General features: G+C 55.1%; 17 protein-coding genes and 1 tRNA gene. 10 read left to right on the top strand and 8 right to left on the bottom strand.

Annotated elements, in window-relative coordinates; genetic code table 11:
• Nucleotides 1-295: 295 nt before the first annotated feature.
• Complete coding sequence (locus tag LKO31_RS00625) at nucleotides 296-1,231, bottom strand: N-formylglutamate amidohydrolase (RefSeq protein WP_227688149.1); 936 nt, start codon at nucleotides 1,229-1,231, stop codon at nucleotides 296-298.
• Nucleotides 1,232-1,337: 106 nt separating this feature from the next.
• On the opposite strand from LKO31_RS00625, the gene cpdR reads away from it, so the two are divergent.
• Together cpdR and LKO31_RS00615 are read left to right on the top strand one after the other, a co-directional pair.
• Nucleotides 1,338-1,715, top strand: coding sequence for a cell cycle two-component system response regulator CpdR (cpdR, locus tag LKO31_RS00620; protein ID WP_227688148.1), 378 nt, complete (start codon nucleotides 1,338-1,340; stop codon nucleotides 1,713-1,715).
• Between the two features lie 81 nt (nucleotides 1,716-1,796).
• Nucleotides 1,797-1,871: transfer RNA gene (locus LKO31_RS00615), tRNA-Val, on the top strand.
• 95 nt (nucleotides 1,872-1,966) lie between these two features.
• Here LKO31_RS00615 and LKO31_RS00610 read toward each other — a convergent pair.
• Nucleotides 1,967-2,758: an SDR family oxidoreductase gene (locus LKO31_RS00610; protein ID WP_227688147.1), complete on the bottom strand. Its 792-nt coding sequence runs from the start codon at nucleotides 2,756-2,758 to the stop codon at nucleotides 1,967-1,969.
• Nucleotides 2,759-2,877: 119 nt separating this feature from the next.
• On the opposite strand from LKO31_RS00610, the gene LKO31_RS00605 reads away from it, so the two are divergent.
• Complete coding sequence (locus tag LKO31_RS00605) at nucleotides 2,878-3,747, top strand: alpha/beta fold hydrolase (protein ID WP_227688146.1); 870 nt, start codon at nucleotides 2,878-2,880, stop codon at nucleotides 3,745-3,747.
• Nucleotides 3,748-3,805: 58 nt separating this feature from the next.
• Nucleotides 3,806-4,531: an energy transducer TonB gene (locus LKO31_RS00600; protein WP_227688145.1), complete on the top strand. Its 726-nt coding sequence runs from the start codon at nucleotides 3,806-3,808 to the stop codon at nucleotides 4,529-4,531.
• 18 nt (nucleotides 4,532-4,549) lie between these two features.
• On the opposite strand, the gene LKO31_RS00595 is transcribed toward LKO31_RS00600, so the two are convergent.
• From LKO31_RS00595 to LKO31_RS00580, 4 genes are read right to left on the bottom strand one after another with little or no spacing between them, the layout of a single operon-like run.
• On the bottom strand, nucleotides 4,550-5,485 hold the full coding sequence (locus tag LKO31_RS00595) for an FAD:protein FMN transferase (RefSeq protein ID WP_227688144.1): 936 nt from the start codon (nucleotides 5,483-5,485) through the stop codon (nucleotides 4,550-4,552).
• A 29-nt stretch (nucleotides 5,486-5,514) separates the two neighbouring features.
• A complete protein-coding gene (locus LKO31_RS00590; protein ID WP_227688143.1) occupies nucleotides 5,515-6,330 on the bottom strand; it encodes a DUF4198 domain-containing protein in 816 nt (271 codons plus the stop codon).
• Between the two features lie 58 nt (nucleotides 6,331-6,388).
• Nucleotides 6,389-6,919 carry a DUF2271 domain-containing protein gene (locus LKO31_RS00585; RefSeq protein ID WP_227688142.1) on the bottom strand — a complete coding sequence of 177 codons (531 nt, stop codon included), beginning with the start codon at nucleotides 6,917-6,919 and terminating at the stop codon, nucleotides 6,389-6,391.
• A gap of 13 nt (nucleotides 6,920-6,932) precedes the next feature.
• Complete coding sequence (locus tag LKO31_RS00580) at nucleotides 6,933-7,574, bottom strand: PepSY-associated TM helix domain-containing protein (protein ID WP_227688141.1); 642 nt, start codon at nucleotides 7,572-7,574, stop codon at nucleotides 6,933-6,935.
• 376 nt (nucleotides 7,575-7,950) lie between these two features.
• Between LKO31_RS00580 and LKO31_RS00575 the strand changes: the two genes are divergently transcribed.
• The 6 genes from LKO31_RS00575 to mnhG are packed head-to-tail and all read left to right on the top strand — an operon-like array spanning nucleotide 7,951 to nucleotide 14,071.
• The gene (locus LKO31_RS00575; protein ID WP_227688140.1) at nucleotides 7,951-10,875 is read left to right on the top strand and encodes a monovalent cation/H+ antiporter subunit A; all 2,925 of its coding nucleotides are present in this window, start codon (nucleotides 7,951-7,953) and stop codon (nucleotides 10,873-10,875) included.
• Nucleotides 10,875-11,219 carry a Na+/H+ antiporter subunit C gene (locus tag LKO31_RS00570; protein WP_227688139.1) on the top strand — a complete coding sequence of 115 codons (345 nt, stop codon included), beginning with the start codon at nucleotides 10,875-10,877 and terminating at the stop codon, nucleotides 11,217-11,219. Before LKO31_RS00575 ends, LKO31_RS00570 begins: the two co-directional genes overlap by 1 nt.
• 8 nt (nucleotides 11,220-11,227) lie before the next feature.
• Nucleotides 11,228-12,910, top strand: coding sequence for a monovalent cation/H+ antiporter subunit D (locus LKO31_RS00565; RefSeq protein ID WP_227688138.1), 1,683 nt, complete (start codon nucleotides 11,228-11,230; stop codon nucleotides 12,908-12,910).
• Complete coding sequence (locus tag LKO31_RS00560) at nucleotides 12,907-13,392, top strand: Na+/H+ antiporter subunit E (RefSeq protein ID WP_227688137.1); 486 nt, start codon at nucleotides 12,907-12,909, stop codon at nucleotides 13,390-13,392. Before LKO31_RS00565 ends, LKO31_RS00560 begins: the two co-directional genes overlap by 4 nt.
• Nucleotides 13,389-13,670, top strand: coding sequence for a K+/H+ antiporter subunit F (locus LKO31_RS00555; protein WP_227688136.1), 282 nt, complete (start codon nucleotides 13,389-13,391; stop codon nucleotides 13,668-13,670). The genes LKO31_RS00560 and LKO31_RS00555 overlap by 4 nt, the downstream gene beginning before the upstream one ends.
• Nucleotides 13,667-14,071, top strand: a complete 405-nt coding sequence (gene mnhG, locus LKO31_RS00550) for a monovalent cation/H(+) antiporter subunit G (RefSeq protein WP_227688135.1) — start codon at nucleotides 13,667-13,669, stop codon at nucleotides 14,069-14,071. The genes LKO31_RS00555 and mnhG overlap by 4 nt, the downstream gene beginning before the upstream one ends.
• Before the next feature lie 57 nt (nucleotides 14,072-14,128).
• Here the strand turns inward: mnhG and LKO31_RS00545 are convergent, their stop codons facing one another.
• Together LKO31_RS00545 and LKO31_RS00540 are read right to left on the bottom strand one after the other, a co-directional pair.
• Nucleotides 14,129-15,268 (bottom strand): acyl-CoA dehydrogenase family protein, encoded by a 1,140-nt coding sequence (locus tag LKO31_RS00545; protein WP_227688134.1) that lies wholly within the window; start codon nucleotides 15,266-15,268, stop codon nucleotides 14,129-14,131.
• An 88-nt stretch (nucleotides 15,269-15,356) separates the two neighbouring features.
• Nucleotides 15,357-16,550, bottom strand: a complete 1,194-nt coding sequence (locus LKO31_RS00540; protein ID WP_227688133.1) for an acyl-CoA dehydrogenase family protein — start codon at nucleotides 16,548-16,550, stop codon at nucleotides 15,357-15,359.
• Nucleotides 16,551-16,592 lie beyond the last annotated feature (42 nt).

Genomic DNA, 16,592 nt, shown 5'->3' with positions numbered 1-16,592 from the left:
CAGCGACCACCCTCAACTTTCGTCGCTAACCATCGGTATCGCAGGGAGGAGCATGGCGAAAAGCGTCGGATTGCATCCGAAACAAACTGCCCGATTCTGAATTATTTTCTTTTATGTGCCATTTTTGCAGCACTTCTTCTTGTAAGTCGCCTACCGCGCCCCTAAATTCTAAATCGCCGCTGTGGTTTCCCCCCTTTACCATCGCGGCAGTATCTCTGCCTTTGCTGGCAAAGATGCGTCCTCCCTGGACCCTGGCCACCTCATGCACGCATGGGGTGGTTTTTTTTTGCGGTCTTTATTCGGCCGCAACATTCATAGGGTAATGACGAGGATCGCCCATGGAGACCAAGGCGGCAAAGTCCGAAAAAAATTTTTCCAATTCTATCAATGCGGTAATACAGGGATCACCATGGGGGGTCAGATATAAGGAACGATCCCATTCCAACTGCACCCCATAAATATGCCGCTTGGGGGCCGCGTGTCGTTCCAAGATATACCCGCCCGCATAGGGACGGTTTAAGCCCACCGACAGGCCCATATGCTGCCCCATTTCGATGGCAGCACCCGTTAACCAATCCGCGCCGCTCGCGCCAAACAAGTCCCCGACGATCAATTTCTGCCCATGACCAACCCGATTCGCTGAAATGCTCGGCATAGAATGTAAGTCGATCAGCACCGCATATCCGTGCAGATGCAGGGCGCATGTTATTTCTTGATCAATCGCACGATGATAGGGGCGATGGATCATATTTAAGCGCCGTTCCCATGATGCACGGTCAATTGGGCGCCGCCACAACACCCCCGCCGTGCCAAGCCGCGTGGGAACGACCCCCAAGCCCGCTCGCTCCTTCACGCCAACAGCGTTCATCTGACCCCTGAGGTCGTTCGCGACGTCGGTCGATGCCATTTGCAGTTCCGCCCGGTTACAGTCGGCGACGGCGCGTGCATATCGAGCGGTGACGATCGTCGCCCCTTCGGTCTGCGCCTTTCGCGCGATTAAATCGCTCCATCGGTCCTCAAATTGTTCAAGAACCGTCTGCGGAACACGCGCCTCATCCAATATTTCTTGCGGATAAATTCGCCCAGCGTGCGGAATTGAGACAATCACGGGCGAAGGCACCGCAGCGCGATTGACAGTGACAGGGGCAAAGGAAATGCTCTGAGGCGACATGTTACATGGGTGACAAAATTCCGACCACAAATCCAGTGGAACCGAAATTAAATGCGTCACTCAGGGATCATGAACTTTTGAATACCGCCTAAAAACAATAAACTAATAACATGCTGTCGCACCGGCCATTTGGGCCAAACGTCAGCTTGCCTTGGGGTACAAGCATATGACACAAATTTTACTGGCCGAAGATGACGATGTGATGCGGGAATATCTGACCCGCGCCCTCAGCCGTGCTGGCTATGTGGTCACGGCCGTTGATCGCGGCACCGCCGCCCTGCCCCATATCGAAAGCGGAATTTTTGATTTGCTGCTGACCGACATTGTGATGCCCGAGATGGACGGCATTGAACTGGCTCAGCATAGCGCCAAAGTCGCCCCCCATACCCAAGTCATGTTCATTACCGGCTTTGCGGCGGTATCGCTTCGCGCAGAAGAAAGCATGCCGCAGGCCAAATTGCTGTCCAAACCATTTCATCTGAAAGATTTGATCCGCGAAGTGGACATGCTTTTTTCCACAAAACACCGGTCGACGCTGCAATAAGTCATTTTTTTGAAAAGATTGCAAAAGAAGGGCTTGCCAGAATCTATCACCCCCATTAGAGGCGGCGTCACCCCAACGGTTGGGCGTATAGCTCAGTGGTAGAGCACTATGTTGACATCGTAGGGGTCGCAAGTTCAATCCTTGCTACGCCCACCATTTTAAAAACCCGCCCTCTCTATGAGACGGCGGGTTTTTTAATATCTATTCAAAGCAACGCATATTGCGCCGAGCTTGGAAATTGAGCCGCGTCGTCATGCCATCCCGCGCGACAGATCGATGCGGGACGCATCGCCGATTTGACTGCCGCCATCACAATCCAAAATTGTGCCGGTAATATAGCTAGCGGCCGGTGAGCAGAGGAACAGCGCCGAATCCGCAACTTCATCAATCAAGCCCCACCGCTTCATGGCGATACGCGCATAATGAGCATCCCGCGCCGCAGGGTCCGGTGCCAAGCGCTTCATGCCTTCGGTGTCGGCGATGGGCCCCGGGGAAATACCATTCACCCGTACCTCTGGTCCCCATTCCAAGGCCAAAACGCGGATCAACTGGTTAATCCCTGCCTTGGCCGCGCAAGCATGAGCCTGAAGAGCGGAAGCATTCACCGCCTGCCCCGCCGAAATGGCGATCAACGATGCCCCCGGCTTGTTCAGCAGATCATGGCATCCGCGAAAGACGTTGAAGGTGCCGTTCAGGTCAATATCAATCACCGTGCGAAAGGCATTGGCCGACATGCCATTGACGGGGGCCAGAAAATTGCCCGCCGCGCCCGATATCACAATGTCCAGCGAACCAAAGGCAGAGGCGACATTTTCCATGGCACAGCGAATCGCGTCATAATCGCGAACATCGGCGGACAGGCCCATGGCATCATGGCCAATTTCCTGCGCCGCATGGGCGGCCTTTTCGGGATTGCGCCCCACCACAGCGACCTTTGCGCCATATTCAGCAAATTTCTTGGCGATGCCCAGATTGATTCCACTGGTTCCACCCGCAATGAATGCATTTTTTCCGGCCAATAAATTTTCACGAAATGTATTCATTTCCAACTCTCTCCCATTCATTATTATCATATCGGTTGTGGGGCATCGGGACGCGCTGCTCTTGACGAAACGACAATCCGTGGCCTTTTGAAACGGATAGAAACAACAAGGATGGCAAAATGGCAAGCACTGGTCCCACGTCAAACAGCTATATTTCGCAGCGGATGAAGCTGCATTATATGGATTGGGGAAATGCCGGTGCGCCGCCATTATTGTTGATCCACGGTGGCCGCGACCATTGCCGCAACTGGGACTGGACGGCGCAAAGGCTGCGTGATCGGTTCCACATCATTGCCCCCGATTGGCGCGGACATGGTGACAGTAGCTGGGCCGCCGACGGCAATTATGACATGCAATCTTATATTTATGATCTGGCCCAATTGATCCACCAATTGGATTTGGGGCCGGTGTCGATTGTGGCCCATTCCATGGGCGGCAATATCGCGCTGCGTTACACCGGCCTATATCCTGAAAATGTTAAAAATATTGTGGCGATTGAGGGGCTTGGACCATCGCCCAAAGTCCTCGAAGAGCGAGCTAAGAAAAGCTATGCGGAGCATTTCCGTGGCTGGATCTTGGACAAACGCCAAGCTGCTGGGCGCACCCCGCGCCGCTATGCGAGTTTTGAGGACGCGCTGGCGCGGATGATGGCGGAAAATGCCTATTTGACCGAAGAACAGGCGCGCCATTTATCCATTCATGGCATCAGCCGGAACGAAGATGGCAGTTGGAGCTGGAAGTTCGACAATCACCTTAATATCTGGCCAAATAATGATGTTGCCCAAGCCGACTTGCATGACCTGTGGGGGGCCATCACTTGCCCGACCTTGCTATTATATGGCGCAGATAGCTGGGCATCCAACCCCGAACGCGATGGCCGAATAGAATATTTCAAAACCGCCAAAGTCATCGAATTTGAAAATGCGGGCCATTGGCTGCACCATGACCAATTTGAGCGGTTCATCTCTACGTTAGAAGAGTTTCTATAAACGAGGATGAGCCTTCCGCATTTCGCGGGACCACAGCCAAGACGGGCATAGATCGGATATGGCATATCGCGCATCCTTGAACCGGAAAGACCATATGGCCGCCGCCGCCATGACCGTGGCGGTATGTGCGGCCATGGTGTCATGGCTCATATGGGGTCTGAATGTCGACACGCTGAAAAAGGTCAGCGATTATATGAAGGTGGTGAATATCGACGCGCCCCCGCCGCCCGAACCTCCGTCTATACCCGCCGAGGTGCCATACCAAAAAGCCGCTAGCAAGGCGGGCGCGCCGAATATCACATCAAAAGCCGCATCTATAGTAGCTCCCAAAGCGGTCATTCCCCCGCAGACCCCCACCGTTCCAGCGGCACCCATCGCCGGAAGCGGCAGCGAGCATCAGTCGGGCGCAACGCCGACACTAGGCGCAGGAACGGGCGCTGCCGGCCAGGGTCATGGGACTGGTGCGGGCGGATCGGGTATGGGCACCGGCGGCGGGACACGCCCCGTCTGGCAGAGCGGCACCATCCAAGATCGCGATTACCCCCGCAGCAGTTCCAGCGCCCAGCGCGGGGGAGAGGTGGAGGCACGTTTTACCATCACGCCAACAGGCCGTGTGACGTCATGCCGCGTCACAAAATCAAGTGGTGATAGCGACTTAGACCAAATAACTTGCAAGTTAATTGAACAAAGATTTCGCTTCCGCCCTGCTACCAATGCTGCTGGCGAGGCCATATCCAGCACCTATGGCTGGCGGCAAAGCTGGTGGTTGGAACGGCGGCGCTAAGGCTGCTTGGCCCTGCCTTTAATCCAACATCGCTCGCCAAGCCGGGCTGGTCCATTCTCGGTCGCCCGCAACAATGCACAAAGCAATATCCAATTGCGCGGCCAGTTTCATCGCTTCTGCCGCTTTCATCACCGTGAAGGCGGTTGCCCAACCATCGGCCATCATGCAGCTACGGTGCAAGACCGTCACCGACGATGTGCCATGAGCGATGGGCATGCCCGTGCGCGGGTCAAAGCTGTGGCTATAATGCTGATGATCGATCACAATCCCTCGGCGGTAATTGCCCGATGTCGCAATGGATATATCGTGCAGCGCGACCCGATATGGGGCGACATTGCTGGTCGGCGGCATTTCAATGTCCACCCACCAAGGTTGGCCGCTGGGTTCAATCCCCTCCCCGCGCAGTTCTCCGCCAATTTCAATCAGGAAATGGCGCATGCCGCGGGCCAGCAGATGCTCTGCGACGAGGTCCACCGCAAAGCCTTTAGCGATGCCGGATAAGTCGAGCAAAGCCCCCTGTTGGCGCGAAATGGACGATGTTTGTGGGTCTAGGCCAATGGCGTTAATCGGCACAAGTGGGCGTTGAACGGCTTGCGGCTTGCCATCTATCGCGGCTGTGCCAAAACCCCATGCCTCGCTCCATTCCCCCAAGGCTGGGTGAAATGCGCCGCCGCTTGCCCTGCCAATCTGCTGCGCGGCCATGATAACATGTAGAAATTCAGCGGGGATGGGAAACCAATCGCCAGCACGGGCGCGGTTAAATTGGGCCAGGGTCGATTGCGCATCCCACTGGCTCATTTGGGAAATCACGCGGGCAAAGCCAGCCTCGGCCACAGCGCGCATATCAAAGCCTGCTGCGACGCCGTGCAGCGACCAACTGGTCCCCATCGTATCACCGACATGGCTTTCCACTATGGCGGCGGGGTTACGCTGGGCAAATGCCGCGGGCGTCAACGCCCGCGGTATCAAAATTCGGTCGTTGCTCAGAGTTCGCTGACCTCAAAGGTTCCGACATAGGATGCACGGCTGGGCGCCGGAGCAGCCCCTTCGGCGCGCGGCGTGGTGACATTAATCCAATACATGCCAGCCATGGTCCAGTTGATCGTCACCTTGCCTTCGGCATCGGTTTTCAAATCCTGTTGTCCCAGATCGTTACGGTAGCGAATACCGCCCGGAATGACGGTGACATTCAATCCCGCAACTGGCTTGCCGTCCAGCAGAAACTTGAATGTTGCGGCTTCGCCGTTCACCAAATCATTGGGATGGGTGACGGGCACAAATTCGATGCCCTTATTTTCCAGCTTGAAAACATCCAGCGATGGCTCACCCACCGTCACATAGGTTTCGTTGCGATTAACCGAGACGCCGGTTTTCACATCCGTCGCGCCCGCTGGAATACGCTCAGCCAATGTAGCCGTGGTGACGCCGCGTGGCAGGCGCTCTTCCTTGCCATTCAGCATATAAGTGCCCGATACGCTTTCCATCATCGACGCGATGCGCCACGTGCCGCGCTTGTCCAATTGCAGGTCGAACGTGCTGCGATAGCGGCCCGTCGCTTTATTCTTCAGTTCCGCTTCGACGCCGTCGGGCGCAATGGCTTTGACACCATCAAGGCGCAGGGGCTGGTGTTGAAAATAGAAAACATCGTTGGACACGGCTGCATCGACCGTTACCCATACATCATCGCCAGACAGGGTCGTGGACGATGGCAACATCCATTGGCGGTGCGCTTGGGCTGGTTGAACGGTCAATGCGACAATCGCTGCCGTCATGGCGAGCCCCAAAATTCCCTTTTTCATGACTTATCCCTCTTGATCCGACATATATCTGATATGCGATGAAATGCGCTGATGGCGATTAACGGAAGGCCACGGACACAAGGCCCAATTCGCTTTGACCTTGGGCATTGCCACCACTTCCGGCTCGGGCAGGCCAGGTGAAGGGGATCCGCAGCAATTCGCGTCCGCCCACTTCGCGTGCAGCCTCAACCACCAGCACATAAGCCCCCGGTGCAGTCGCGCCCAATTGCGCGCGCGTGAAGGAAATTTTGTGCGAACCTGGTGCGCGGGTCGCGCTGCTGACACCGCGTGCGGGGAAGGTCATCGACCGGCCCGAAACCCGCCACCATTGGCGCATATCGCGCAGCCATTTGGTGCCTTCATTGGCCTTCATGTCAAAATCATACCAAACCGCGACGGTCTTTGGCGCCTCGCCCTGCTTCTCCACCCAAAACGCCACATAGGGACGGTGATATTCCGCCACTGTCAGACGCGGAATATTAACCGTGACATCCATGGTAGTGGGGGCCGCCGCCATGACGGGCGCAGCAAAAACACTTCCCAAACCGGCGGTTCCACCGATCAGCAAAGCACGAGATTTCATGGTCATGCTGTGTCTTTCCTTAATGAATGAAGATGATCGCAATGGCCGCCGGGATGGCCAAGCCCAAAGCCACTAAGGGCCATGTGCTTTTGCGTTTGGCGGCATGAAGTTGCAGCAAAAACAAACCGGTGATCGCAAAAACCAGTGATGCTGCGGCAAAAATATCTATAAACCATGACCATGCCGTTCCGCTGTTGCGACCTTTGTGCAGGTCATTCAGATAAGCGATGGTCCCACGGCTGGAAATTTCGCCGACAACCGCACCACTTTCCCGATCAATCGTCACCCAAGCATCGCCGCCTGGGCGGGGAGCAGGCAGATAGACTTCGCTATCCGACCATTCCGCTTCGCCGCGCGCGCGCAGAGGCAAATTATCCTCAAGCCATGCCGCAACCGGCATGGGCAATACAGCCTTTTCGGATTGCGGCGCGGCCTCGGCCAATTTGGATAAGAGCACCGGCGGCAATTGCACGCTGACTTCGGCGGACTGGGATTGTCCTTCGATGTCAGCAGCATGGTTCAGGGTGAAACCCGTGATGGTAAACAGCAACAAGCCAATCAAGCATATAGCCGAGCTAACCCAATGCCATGTATGCAATTGCTTCAGCCAAAAGGCTTTGGCGGCTTTCTTGGTCTTTTTCGGAGGAAGCGTTGCGTGCATTGGACCTTCAGACTTTATCGGCTATGGAGCGCCCATATCGAGAACGATTTGCAATTGCAATTGTGAAACGCAATTTTTCCGTGCCTCATTCCGCTTTTTCCTTTGGCTAATAAGCGGACGCAAAAAAACTGCCTGATGCTCAGGCCCTCGGCATTTCACCATGGCTTGGTCGATCTTGCGGCGAGATATATTGGGATGAGATACAGCGATGCCCCAATGATGTCCGGTACAGTTCATGCCAACGACCCGTAGTTTTGAAGGGAATATTTGCCAGACGGGCGAAAAAAATTCTGCGGTGGGTTGCCCGATGCGCCCCACCTTTCCATAAGGGCTTGGCTCACCCCGCAAGCTTAACCCATGGAGAACCCCCGCAGCGATGCAGAACAGCCCGCTTTTATTGATAGCACTCGCCCTTCCCTTTCTGGGCAGTCTTATCGCGGCTTTTCTGCCATCTCGCGCTCGAAATGCGGCTTCGTCGATTGCTGGATTATTAGCGGTTGCGTCTGCCTTGCTATTGGCGACCCATTTCCAAAATGTCTTAAACGGCGAAAAATTGCGCTATCTTGGCGAATGGCTGCCATCGCTGGGTCTGAATTTTTCGCTGCGCCTTGATGGCTTTACGTGGATGTTCGCCACAATGGTGCTGGGCATCGGGGCATTGGTCATTCTTTATGCCCGCTATTATATGTCACCCCAAGATCCCGTCCCGCGTTTCTTTGCTTTTTTACAGGCATTTATGGGGTCCATGTTGGGTGTTGTCCTGTCTGGAAACTTGATCCAACTGGCATTTTTCTGGGAATTAACCAGCATCTTTTCCTTTTTGCTGATCGGATATTGGCACCACAACCAAGGCGCGCGTGACGGCGCACGAATGGCGTTTATCGTCACGGGCTTTGGCGGTGTATGCTTGCTGGTCGGCATTTTGTTGTTGGGCCGTATTGCCGGAAGCTATGATGTCGACACGGTTCTGCAATCGGGTGCCATCATCCGCGCCCATGATGCCTATGTTCCGGCGCTGATCTTTATCTTGCTGGGTGCCTTCACAAAAAGCGCGCAATTCCCGTTTCATTTTTGGTTGCCGCACGCCATGGCAGCCCCGACACCGGTATCGGCCTACTTGCACTCAGCAACGATGGTCAAGGCGGGCATATTCTTGATGATCCTGCTGTGGCCCGCGCTGGCGGGGACCACCGAATGGTATGTCATTGTGACCTCAGCGGGTCTCGCGACCTTGGTGATCGGGGCATGGGTGGCAATTTTCCAACAGGATATGAAAGGCCTGCTGGCCTATTCAACAATCAGCCATTTGGGCTTGATCACCCTATTGTTGGGCCTCAGCAGCCCCTTGGCCTGTGTCGCGGCCATTTTCCACACCATGAACCATGCGACATTCAAGGCATCGCTTTTCATGGCAACCGGTATCATCGACCATGAAACTGGAACGCGCGACCTGCGATTATTGTCGGGGTTGGCGCGCTATATGCCCATCACCGCAACACTAGCCATGGTCGCGGCCGCCGCTATGGCTGGCGTCCCCTTGCTGAACGGCTTTATTTCCAAAGAAATGTTTTTGGCCGAAGCCTTGGACGCCCAAAGCGGAACGTTGATTGACCTCATCCTGCCCGTCGCTGCGACCATCGCCAGCGGTTTTAGCGTTTTTTATTCCATCCGCTTCATTCATCAAACCTTCTTTGGCCCGCCGCCGACCAACCTGCCCCGCCAGCCCCATGAGGCCCCGCATTGGATGCGCTTGCCGATTGAAATTCTGGTGATTGCCTGTTTGCTGGTCGGTATCTTGCCCGCCATCACCATTGGCCCCGTGCTGCGCATGGCGGCGCATTCGGTACTAGGCGATCAAATGCCGGAGTTCAGCTTGGCGATCTGGCACGGATTTAACGCGCCTTTGGTCATGAGCTTAATGGCGCTGGCGGGTGGTGCCCTTGCTTATAAAAAATTCGGCGCACGCCTTAATGCCGTCGAGGAAAGCCCGATTGTTGGCCGCCTGAAGGCCCGACGCACCTTTGAAGCGGTACTGGCTGCCGTGGTCGATGCGGCGCGGGCTTTGCACAGCGTTACGGGCACCGCCAAATTGCAAACACAGCTTCGCCTACTCATCGCCACGGCGCTCTGTATGGCGCTGACGCCTTTCCTATTTATGGGATATAGCCGAGGGCCAGAGCCGGATACATTGATCGACCCAATTTTTGCCTTGCTATGGGTCATCGGCGGCTTGTGCGCCATTGGCGCGGCATGGCAGGCAAAGTTCCACCGTTTGGTGGCTCTGATTTTGCTGGGCGGATCAGGTTTGGCGACCTGCATCTCCTTTATTTGGCTGTCCGCGCCGGACTTGGGCCTGACGCAATTGCTGGTCGAGGTGGTCACATTGGTGCTGCTGTTGCTCAGCCTGCGTTGGCTGCCGCAGCGCAAACCTGAAATTTGGCTGCAAGAGCGCATACCTGCGTCGGTACGTCTGCGCCGTTCCGGTGATTTGCTGCTGGCGATATTGGGCGGATTGGGCATGGCCTTATTATCTTATGCCATGATGACGCGCCCAATCCCGCCAACGATTTCCGATTATTTCTTGGACAATGCCTATTCGGGCGGTGGCGGCACCAATGTCGTCAACGTCATTTTGGTCGATTTCCGCAGCTTTGATACATTGGGCGAGATTACGGTTTTGTCGATTGTGGCGCTGACGATCTTCACGTTGCTACGCCGCTTCCGCCCCGCGCCGGAAAGCGTGGAACGCCCGCATCAGCAACGCCGCCAGTCCAAATTTGACGAAGAACAAGAACATCGCAGCGAAGGCGATACGTTGGAACATTATTTATTCGTTCCCCGTATTATCATGCAATGGATGTTCCCGATTATCATCACTTTGGCGCTCTATTTGTTGATACGCGGGCATGATTTACCCGGTGGAGGCTTTGCGGCGGGAATCACCGCGTCCATTGCGATTTTGCTGCTGTATATGGCGGGCGGCACCCGATGGGTGGAGGCGCGCCTGAATGTTCAACCTATTCGCTGGATTTCGCTGGGACTGCTGAGCGCAGCGTTAACCGGCGTCGGTGCGATTGTGGCGGGTTTTCCTTTCCTCACCACCTATTTCAATTATTTAACCGTGCCGATCATCGGGGACATTCCCATCGCCAGCGCGCTCATCTTTGACATTGGGGTCTTTGCCGTTGTTGTCGGAACAACCGTGCTGATGCTGATTGCCATCGCGCACCAAAGCATCCGCTCGCCGCGGGCGAAAAAGCCTGTCGAACCGAGCAATCCTGCCAAGGGGGAGGCCGGCTGATGGAAATCGTCTTGTCTCTTGCCATTGGTGTGTTGACAGCCTCTGGCCTGTGGTTGTTGTTCCGCCCCCGCACCTTCCAAGTCATATTAGGATTGGCGTTACTATCTTATGCCGTGAATTTGTTCATCATTGCATCCGGCAGGCTGCGTCTGGATGCCCCGCCAATTATCGGTAAATCGGCCGAGGTGGACCCATCGGCCTTCGCCGATCCGCTGCCCCAAGCCTTGGTTCTGACAGCCATTGTGATTTCTTTTGCCACCACCGCTTTGTTGCTGGTGGTCCTGCTCGCGTCGCGCGGACTGACCGGCACGGACCATGTTGACGGAGAGGATGGCGAACTGTGAACGCGTTCATGCAACATCTTATCATCATCCCAATCCTGTTACCGCTGATCGCCAGCGCCGCGATGTTGGCGCTGAATGAACGGCGGCGGACGCTGAAGCGCAGCATTAGCTTGGCCACAGCGGCGCTGTTGGTGGCGACAGCAACGGCTTTGCTTTGGTCCGTGTCGCAAAGCATCGATAGCGGGCCCATGGTTTACCGACTGGGCAATTGGCCATCGCCATTTGGCATTGTGCTGGTCGCTGATCGTTTATCAACGATCATGTTGTTGCTCACCAGCATATTGGGCTTCACATCCTTATTCTATGCCACCGCGCGGTGGGACCAAAGCGGGCCGCGTTTTCACAGCCTATTCCTCCTGTTGTTGATGGGCCTGAATGGCGCATTTTTGACCGGTGACATATTTAACCTCTTTGTTTTCTTTGAGGTTTTGCTGGCCGCCAGCTATGGTCTGATTTTGCATGGTTCTGGCACCGAAAAAACCAGCGCCAGCCTGCATTATATCACCATCAACATCACCGCATCCCTGCTCTTCCTCATTGGTGTCGCGCTGCTCTATTCGGTGGCGGGGACATTGAATATGGCGGATCTGGCCGTTCGCCTTGCCAATACACATAGCGAAGATTTGGCGGTCCTAGAAGCTGGCGCCGCGATTTTGGGCGCGGCCTTTTTGGTGAAGGCAGGCATTTGGCCGCTATGTTTTTGGTTGCCCCGCACCTATGCGGCAGCCGCTCCACCCGTCGCCGCCATATTTGCGATCATGACCAAAGTCGGCATTTACATCATCCTGCGCTTGTCCTTTTTGCTGTTCGGCAAAGGGGCCGGCGGCGCGGCGGGCTTTGCCAATGATTGGTTGATGTATGCGGGCCTTGCCACCATGGCCTTTGGGACCATCGGCCTGTTTTCTGCGCGTCAATTGTCGCGGGTTGCGGGCAATTATCTGTTGGTTTCATCGGGCACTTTGCTGGCATCCATCGGTATTGGCGGTGAAAAGCTGACGTCTGCCATGCTATTTTACATGATCAGTTCGACACTAGCAGTCAGCGCCTTATATCTGATCATCGAACCGGTTCAGCGTAACGCCGACGAAGATGACAAGATCGAGGGCCTGTTGGAACCCGTGTTCGACGACGAATATATCGGCACCGCCAAATATCAGGAGGATGAGGATGAAGTCGGCGTCGTCATTCCCGGCACCATCGCCATTTTGGGTGGCGGCTTTATTTTCTGCGCCTTGCTATTGGCTGGCTTACCGCCCCTGTCGGGCTTTATCGCGAAATTTGCGATTATCGATGCCTTGTTCGGCAATGTCGTAATTGCGCCGCCACATTGGACGATGATCGGCCTGCTCATTCTGTCTGGTCTGGCGACCATGATGGTGATGACCCGCGCTGGCATTGATTTGCTGTGGACGCCGGGCGAAGATAGCCCCGCCCACCTCAGCATCATTGAAGTGACCCCCATTGCCCTGCTGCTTAGCGTATGCTTGGGATTGATGGTCGCGGCCGGTCCCGTCATGCTGTTTATGGAAGCGACGACCAATGCTTTGTACAATCCTGCCGATTATATCCGCAACGCTGGTCCTGTGCCAGAACCGCTGCCAATTGAAATCCGCTCGGCTCCCCCAGCAGAAAGCGTCGCGCCGATAGCAATAAACCCCAATATGATCGGCACGGGGGCAAGTCCGTTATGATACAAAGGCTTATTCCATATCCGATTTTGTCTGCCTGTATCTTTTCGATGTGGGTGTTGTTGACCGGATTTTCGCCCGGCCATATTTTGTTGGCTAGCGTCATCGCCATTTTGGTGTCGCGGACCATGTTGGCCTTACTGCCGGAAAAACCGGCCTTAAAATTGGGGTGGGCGATACCAAAACTGGCCTATTATGTTGCGTTGGACATTATCCAATCCAATATCTTGACGGCGCGCATCATTTTGTTCGGCAAAAAAGACCGTGAAGCCGATTTCGTGCTGATGCCCGTTCAGCTCCGCAGTCCTTATGCGCTTGCGACCTTGTCGATCATTTTGACGGCCACACCTGGCACCTTGTGGATCCAGCATGACCCCAGCCGCCATATGATCCTGATCCATATGCTGGACCTGACGCAAAAAGAGGCATGGGTTGCGATGATGAAGGACCGCTATGAGCCCTTGTTGATGGAGATTTTCGAATGAGCGCCTTGCTATTCGCCCTCGTCATCACGTCGGCCCAGATTTTATTGGGCCTTGCCATGCTGTGCGGCGCTTATCGCATGTTGCGCGGGCCACGCGCCCAAGATCGGGCATTGGGGCTCGACTCCCTTTATGTCAGCGGCATGTTGCTATTGATCACCTATGGCGTGCAAACGGGCCGTACCTTATATTTTGAGGCGGCTTTGGTGATCGCATTGCTCGGCTTTACCGGAACGGTCGCCATCGGAAAATTCTTGATGCGTGGGGAGGTTATCGAATGATCCAAGCTCCCAATCTTCCCGGCTGGGCCGCCTTGATTGTTGGCATTTTGCTGCTGTCTGGTGCGTCCTTGACCTTGCTGGGCACGATCGGCCTTGTCAGCCTGAAAAGCTTTTATGAACGCGCGCACGCCCCCGGATTGGGAACCTCTATGGGTTCGATTTTGGTGTTAAGCGCATCCATGATATGCTTTTCCGTGCTTCAGACGCGGCCGGTGGTTCATGAAATTTTGATTTTCATTTTCATCACCATCACCACCCCCGTCACCCTTATGCTTTTATCGCGGGCATCCGTTTACCGCGACCGTGCCGAAGCATCGGTGGATCAGGCCCCGCCGGACTTGGCCCGTGTGCAGCCGAATGCCCCGAACAACAACGACTGCAAAGGTCAAAAAAAGGAATAGGAAAAGGGCCGGATCGCATGTGGCGATCCGGCCCTTTTCATGGTCCTTCATTCCCGATCAGTCGGGCAGAACCAATTGTTCGAAACGGTCCATGTGGAAATCATGGCTGCCAAATTGACCTTCGATCAAGGTTGCCCGCTTGAAATAATGGCCGATCGCCAATTCCTGCGTAATGCCAATGCCGCCATGGGTTTGGATGGCATTTTGACCAACAAATTTCGCCGCACGGCTGACCTTGGCTTTACAGGCCGACACTGCAGCCTTGCGTTCATTGTCGGGCAGGCCAAGCTTCAGCGTCGCCATCAATGTCATGGATTTGGACTGTTCCCATTCCATGAACATGTCAACCATGCGATGCTGCAACACTTGGAACTTGGAAATGGGCACGCCAAATTGCTTGCGCTGCTGGGTATATTCCAACGTTCCTTCATGCAATTTATGCATCACGCCCACAGCCTCGGCGCAAATGGCGACGGTGGCTTCGTCCATGATTTTTTCGATGAGTGGCAAGGCCCCGCCTTCGGCACCCAGCAAAGCATCGGCAGGAACCGATACATTTTCAAAATACACCTCGGACGCCCGATTGCCATCAACGGTGGGATAGTCACGACGCGAAATACCCGCCGTCTTGGCGTCGATTAGGAACAACGAAATGCCATCCCGTTCGCTTTGGCTGCCACCCGTGCGGGCCGTGACCAGCAAATGCGTGGCCCAAGGCGCCGCATAAACAACCGCCTTATGGCCGTTCAGCACATAAGATCCGCCTTCTTTCTTGGCGGTGGTGCGCAGGTTGGCTGGATTATAACGGCCCTGTGGTTCGGCATAGGCAAAAGCAACAATGGCCTCGCCCCCAATGATCGCGGGGATCATTTGTTCAGCCAAAGGACCACCGACGGCGGTCAGCGCACTGCCCGCGACAACAACCGTTGGAATATAGGGTTCTACGGCCAAGACCTTGCCCATTTCTTCCATGATGATCGCATGTTCCAGCGCGCCGCCGCCCAGACCGCCTTGTTCTTCGGAAAAGGCAGCGCCCAGCATACCCAAATCCTGTGCCAACGCCTTCCAAACACCGGGATCACGGCCAGCGTCGCTGGCAATCAATTTCTGGCGATGTTCGAAATCATAGCTATCGCTCAGAAAACGCGACAAAGTATCGCGGATCATATCCTGTGTTTCGGTATAGGTGAAATCCATCTTACATCCCTCTTCCCATCAGCGTCAGCCAATCTGCAGACATGGTCTTTGCCATTCCACGCAGATTGGCCGCGCCATCATTTTTCTGTCAAAGGCCAAGCACCATCTTTGCAATAATGCCGCGCTGGATTTCATTCGACCCGCCATAAATGGTAGTTTTTCGCATATTGAAATAGGTCGGCGCAGCGCGGTGGGCATAATCTGGCCCAATTGGATGGGCATTGTCGCCTTCGTCAAAGCCGCGGAAATATGGCGCGCCATAATGGCCCACAGCTTCGAGCGTCAGTTCGGTCAAGCGTTGCTGAATTTCACTGCCCTTAATCTTGAGCAAGCTGGATTCCGGTCCGGGGCCTTTATTGGCATTGGGGCCAGCCAAGCCGCGCAATTCCGTGAATTCCAGCGCCGTCAGGTCGATTTCCAATTCCGCGACTTTGCGCTTGAAGAAAGCGTTGGACAGCAAGGGCTTGTCGCCGTCCACTTCGGTACGGGCGATTTCTTTGACCTTTTCAAGACCACGCTTGGATGATGCAACACCGGCAATGCCCGTGCGTTCATGGGCCAATAGGAATTTGGCACAGGTCCAACCCTTATTTTCCTCATAGACGAGTTGATCGGCTGGAACGCGAACATTTTCCAAAAACACTTCGTTCACTTCATGCTCGCCGCCCAAGGTAATGATGGGGCGCACGGTGATTCCGGGTGTTTTCATGTCGATCAACAAGAAGCTAATGCCTTCTTGTGGCTTGGCATCCTTGTTGGTGCGCACCAAGAAAAAGCCCCAGTCCGCATGTTGGGCCAAGGTCGTCCATGTTTTTTGGCCGTTGACGATATATTCGTCGCCCTCGCGAACAGCCGCGGTGCGAAGCGACGCCAAATCCGACCCTGCGCCTGGTTCGGAATATCCCTGACACCACCAATCTTCGCCCGACAAGATGCGGGGCAAAAAGCGTGCCTTTTGTTCCGGCGTGCCGAAAGTATAGATAACCGGCCCCACCATGGTCAGGCCGAATGGCATCAATTTCACGCATTCTGCGCGCGCGGTTTCTTCGGAGAAAATGAAGCGTTGGGTTGGCGTCCATCCGGTGCCGCCATATTCCACGGGCCAAGCCGGCGCGATCCAACCCTTTTCATATAAAACCTTGTGCCAAGCGAGGAAATCCTCCTTGCTCAACTCATCCCCTTCATCCTGCTTGCCACGCAATTGCGCGGGATAATTTTCAGCGATGAATGTGCGGACTTCTTGTTGGAAGGCGAGTTCTTCTGGGCTGAACTCCATCTCCATTTTCATTCTCCCATCGACGGTAATTTTCTGTTTCCACTGTAT

The sequence above is a fragment of the Sphingopyxis yananensis genome (assembly GCF_020687785.1).
Taxonomy (GTDB): Bacteria; Pseudomonadota; Alphaproteobacteria; order Sphingomonadales; family Sphingomonadaceae; genus Sphingopyxis; species Sphingopyxis yananensis.
The sequence above is the reverse complement of the archived record's forward strand: the minus strand, read 5'-3'. Positions and strand labels throughout refer to the sequence as shown.

Bases quoted from the DNA above. Each gene is read 5' to 3' on its own strand.
- LKO31_RS00600 (WP_227688145.1), top strand. From the start codon at position 3,806: ATGGCATATCGCGCATCCTTGAACCGGAAAGACCATATGGCCGCCGCC.
- LKO31_RS00570 (WP_227688139.1), top strand. From the start codon at position 10,875: ATGGAAATCGTCTTGTCTCTTGCCATTGGTGTGTTGACAGCCTCTGGC.
- LKO31_RS00545 (WP_227688134.1), bottom strand. From the start codon at position 15,268: ATGGATTTCACCTATACCGAAACACAGGATATGATCCGCGATACTTTG.
- LKO31_RS00575 (WP_227688140.1), top strand. From the start codon at position 7,951: ATGCAGAACAGCCCGCTTTTATTGATAGCACTCGCCCTTCCCTTTCTG.
- LKO31_RS00560 (WP_227688137.1), top strand. From the start codon at position 12,907: ATGATACAAAGGCTTATTCCATATCCGATTTTGTCTGCCTGTATCTTT.
- LKO31_RS00610 (WP_227688147.1), bottom strand. From the start codon at position 2,758: ATGAATACATTTCGTGAAAATTTATTGGCCGGAAAAAATGCATTCATT.
- LKO31_RS00540 (WP_227688133.1), bottom strand. From the start codon at position 16,550: ATGGAGATGGAGTTCAGCCCAGAAGAACTCGCCTTCCAACAAGAAGTC.
- LKO31_RS00565 (WP_227688138.1), top strand. From the start codon at position 11,228: ATGCAACATCTTATCATCATCCCAATCCTGTTACCGCTGATCGCCAGC.
- LKO31_RS00585 (WP_227688142.1), bottom strand. From the start codon at position 6,919: ATGACCATGAAATCTCGTGCTTTGCTGATCGGTGGAACCGCCGGTTTG.
- LKO31_RS00605 (WP_227688146.1), top strand. From the start codon at position 2,878: ATGGCAAGCACTGGTCCCACGTCAAACAGCTATATTTCGCAGCGGATG.
- LKO31_RS00590 (WP_227688143.1), bottom strand. From the start codon at position 6,330: ATGAAAAAGGGAATTTTGGGGCTCGCCATGACGGCAGCGATTGTCGCA.
- LKO31_RS00555 (WP_227688136.1), top strand. From the start codon at position 13,389: ATGAGCGCCTTGCTATTCGCCCTCGTCATCACGTCGGCCCAGATTTTA.
- LKO31_RS00580 (WP_227688141.1), bottom strand. From the start codon at position 7,574: ATGCACGCAACGCTTCCTCCGAAAAAGACCAAGAAAGCCGCCAAAGCC.
- cpdR (WP_227688148.1), top strand. From the start codon at position 1,338: ATGACACAAATTTTACTGGCCGAAGATGACGATGTGATGCGGGAATAT.
- mnhG (WP_227688135.1), top strand. From the start codon at position 13,667: ATGATCCAAGCTCCCAATCTTCCCGGCTGGGCCGCCTTGATTGTTGGC.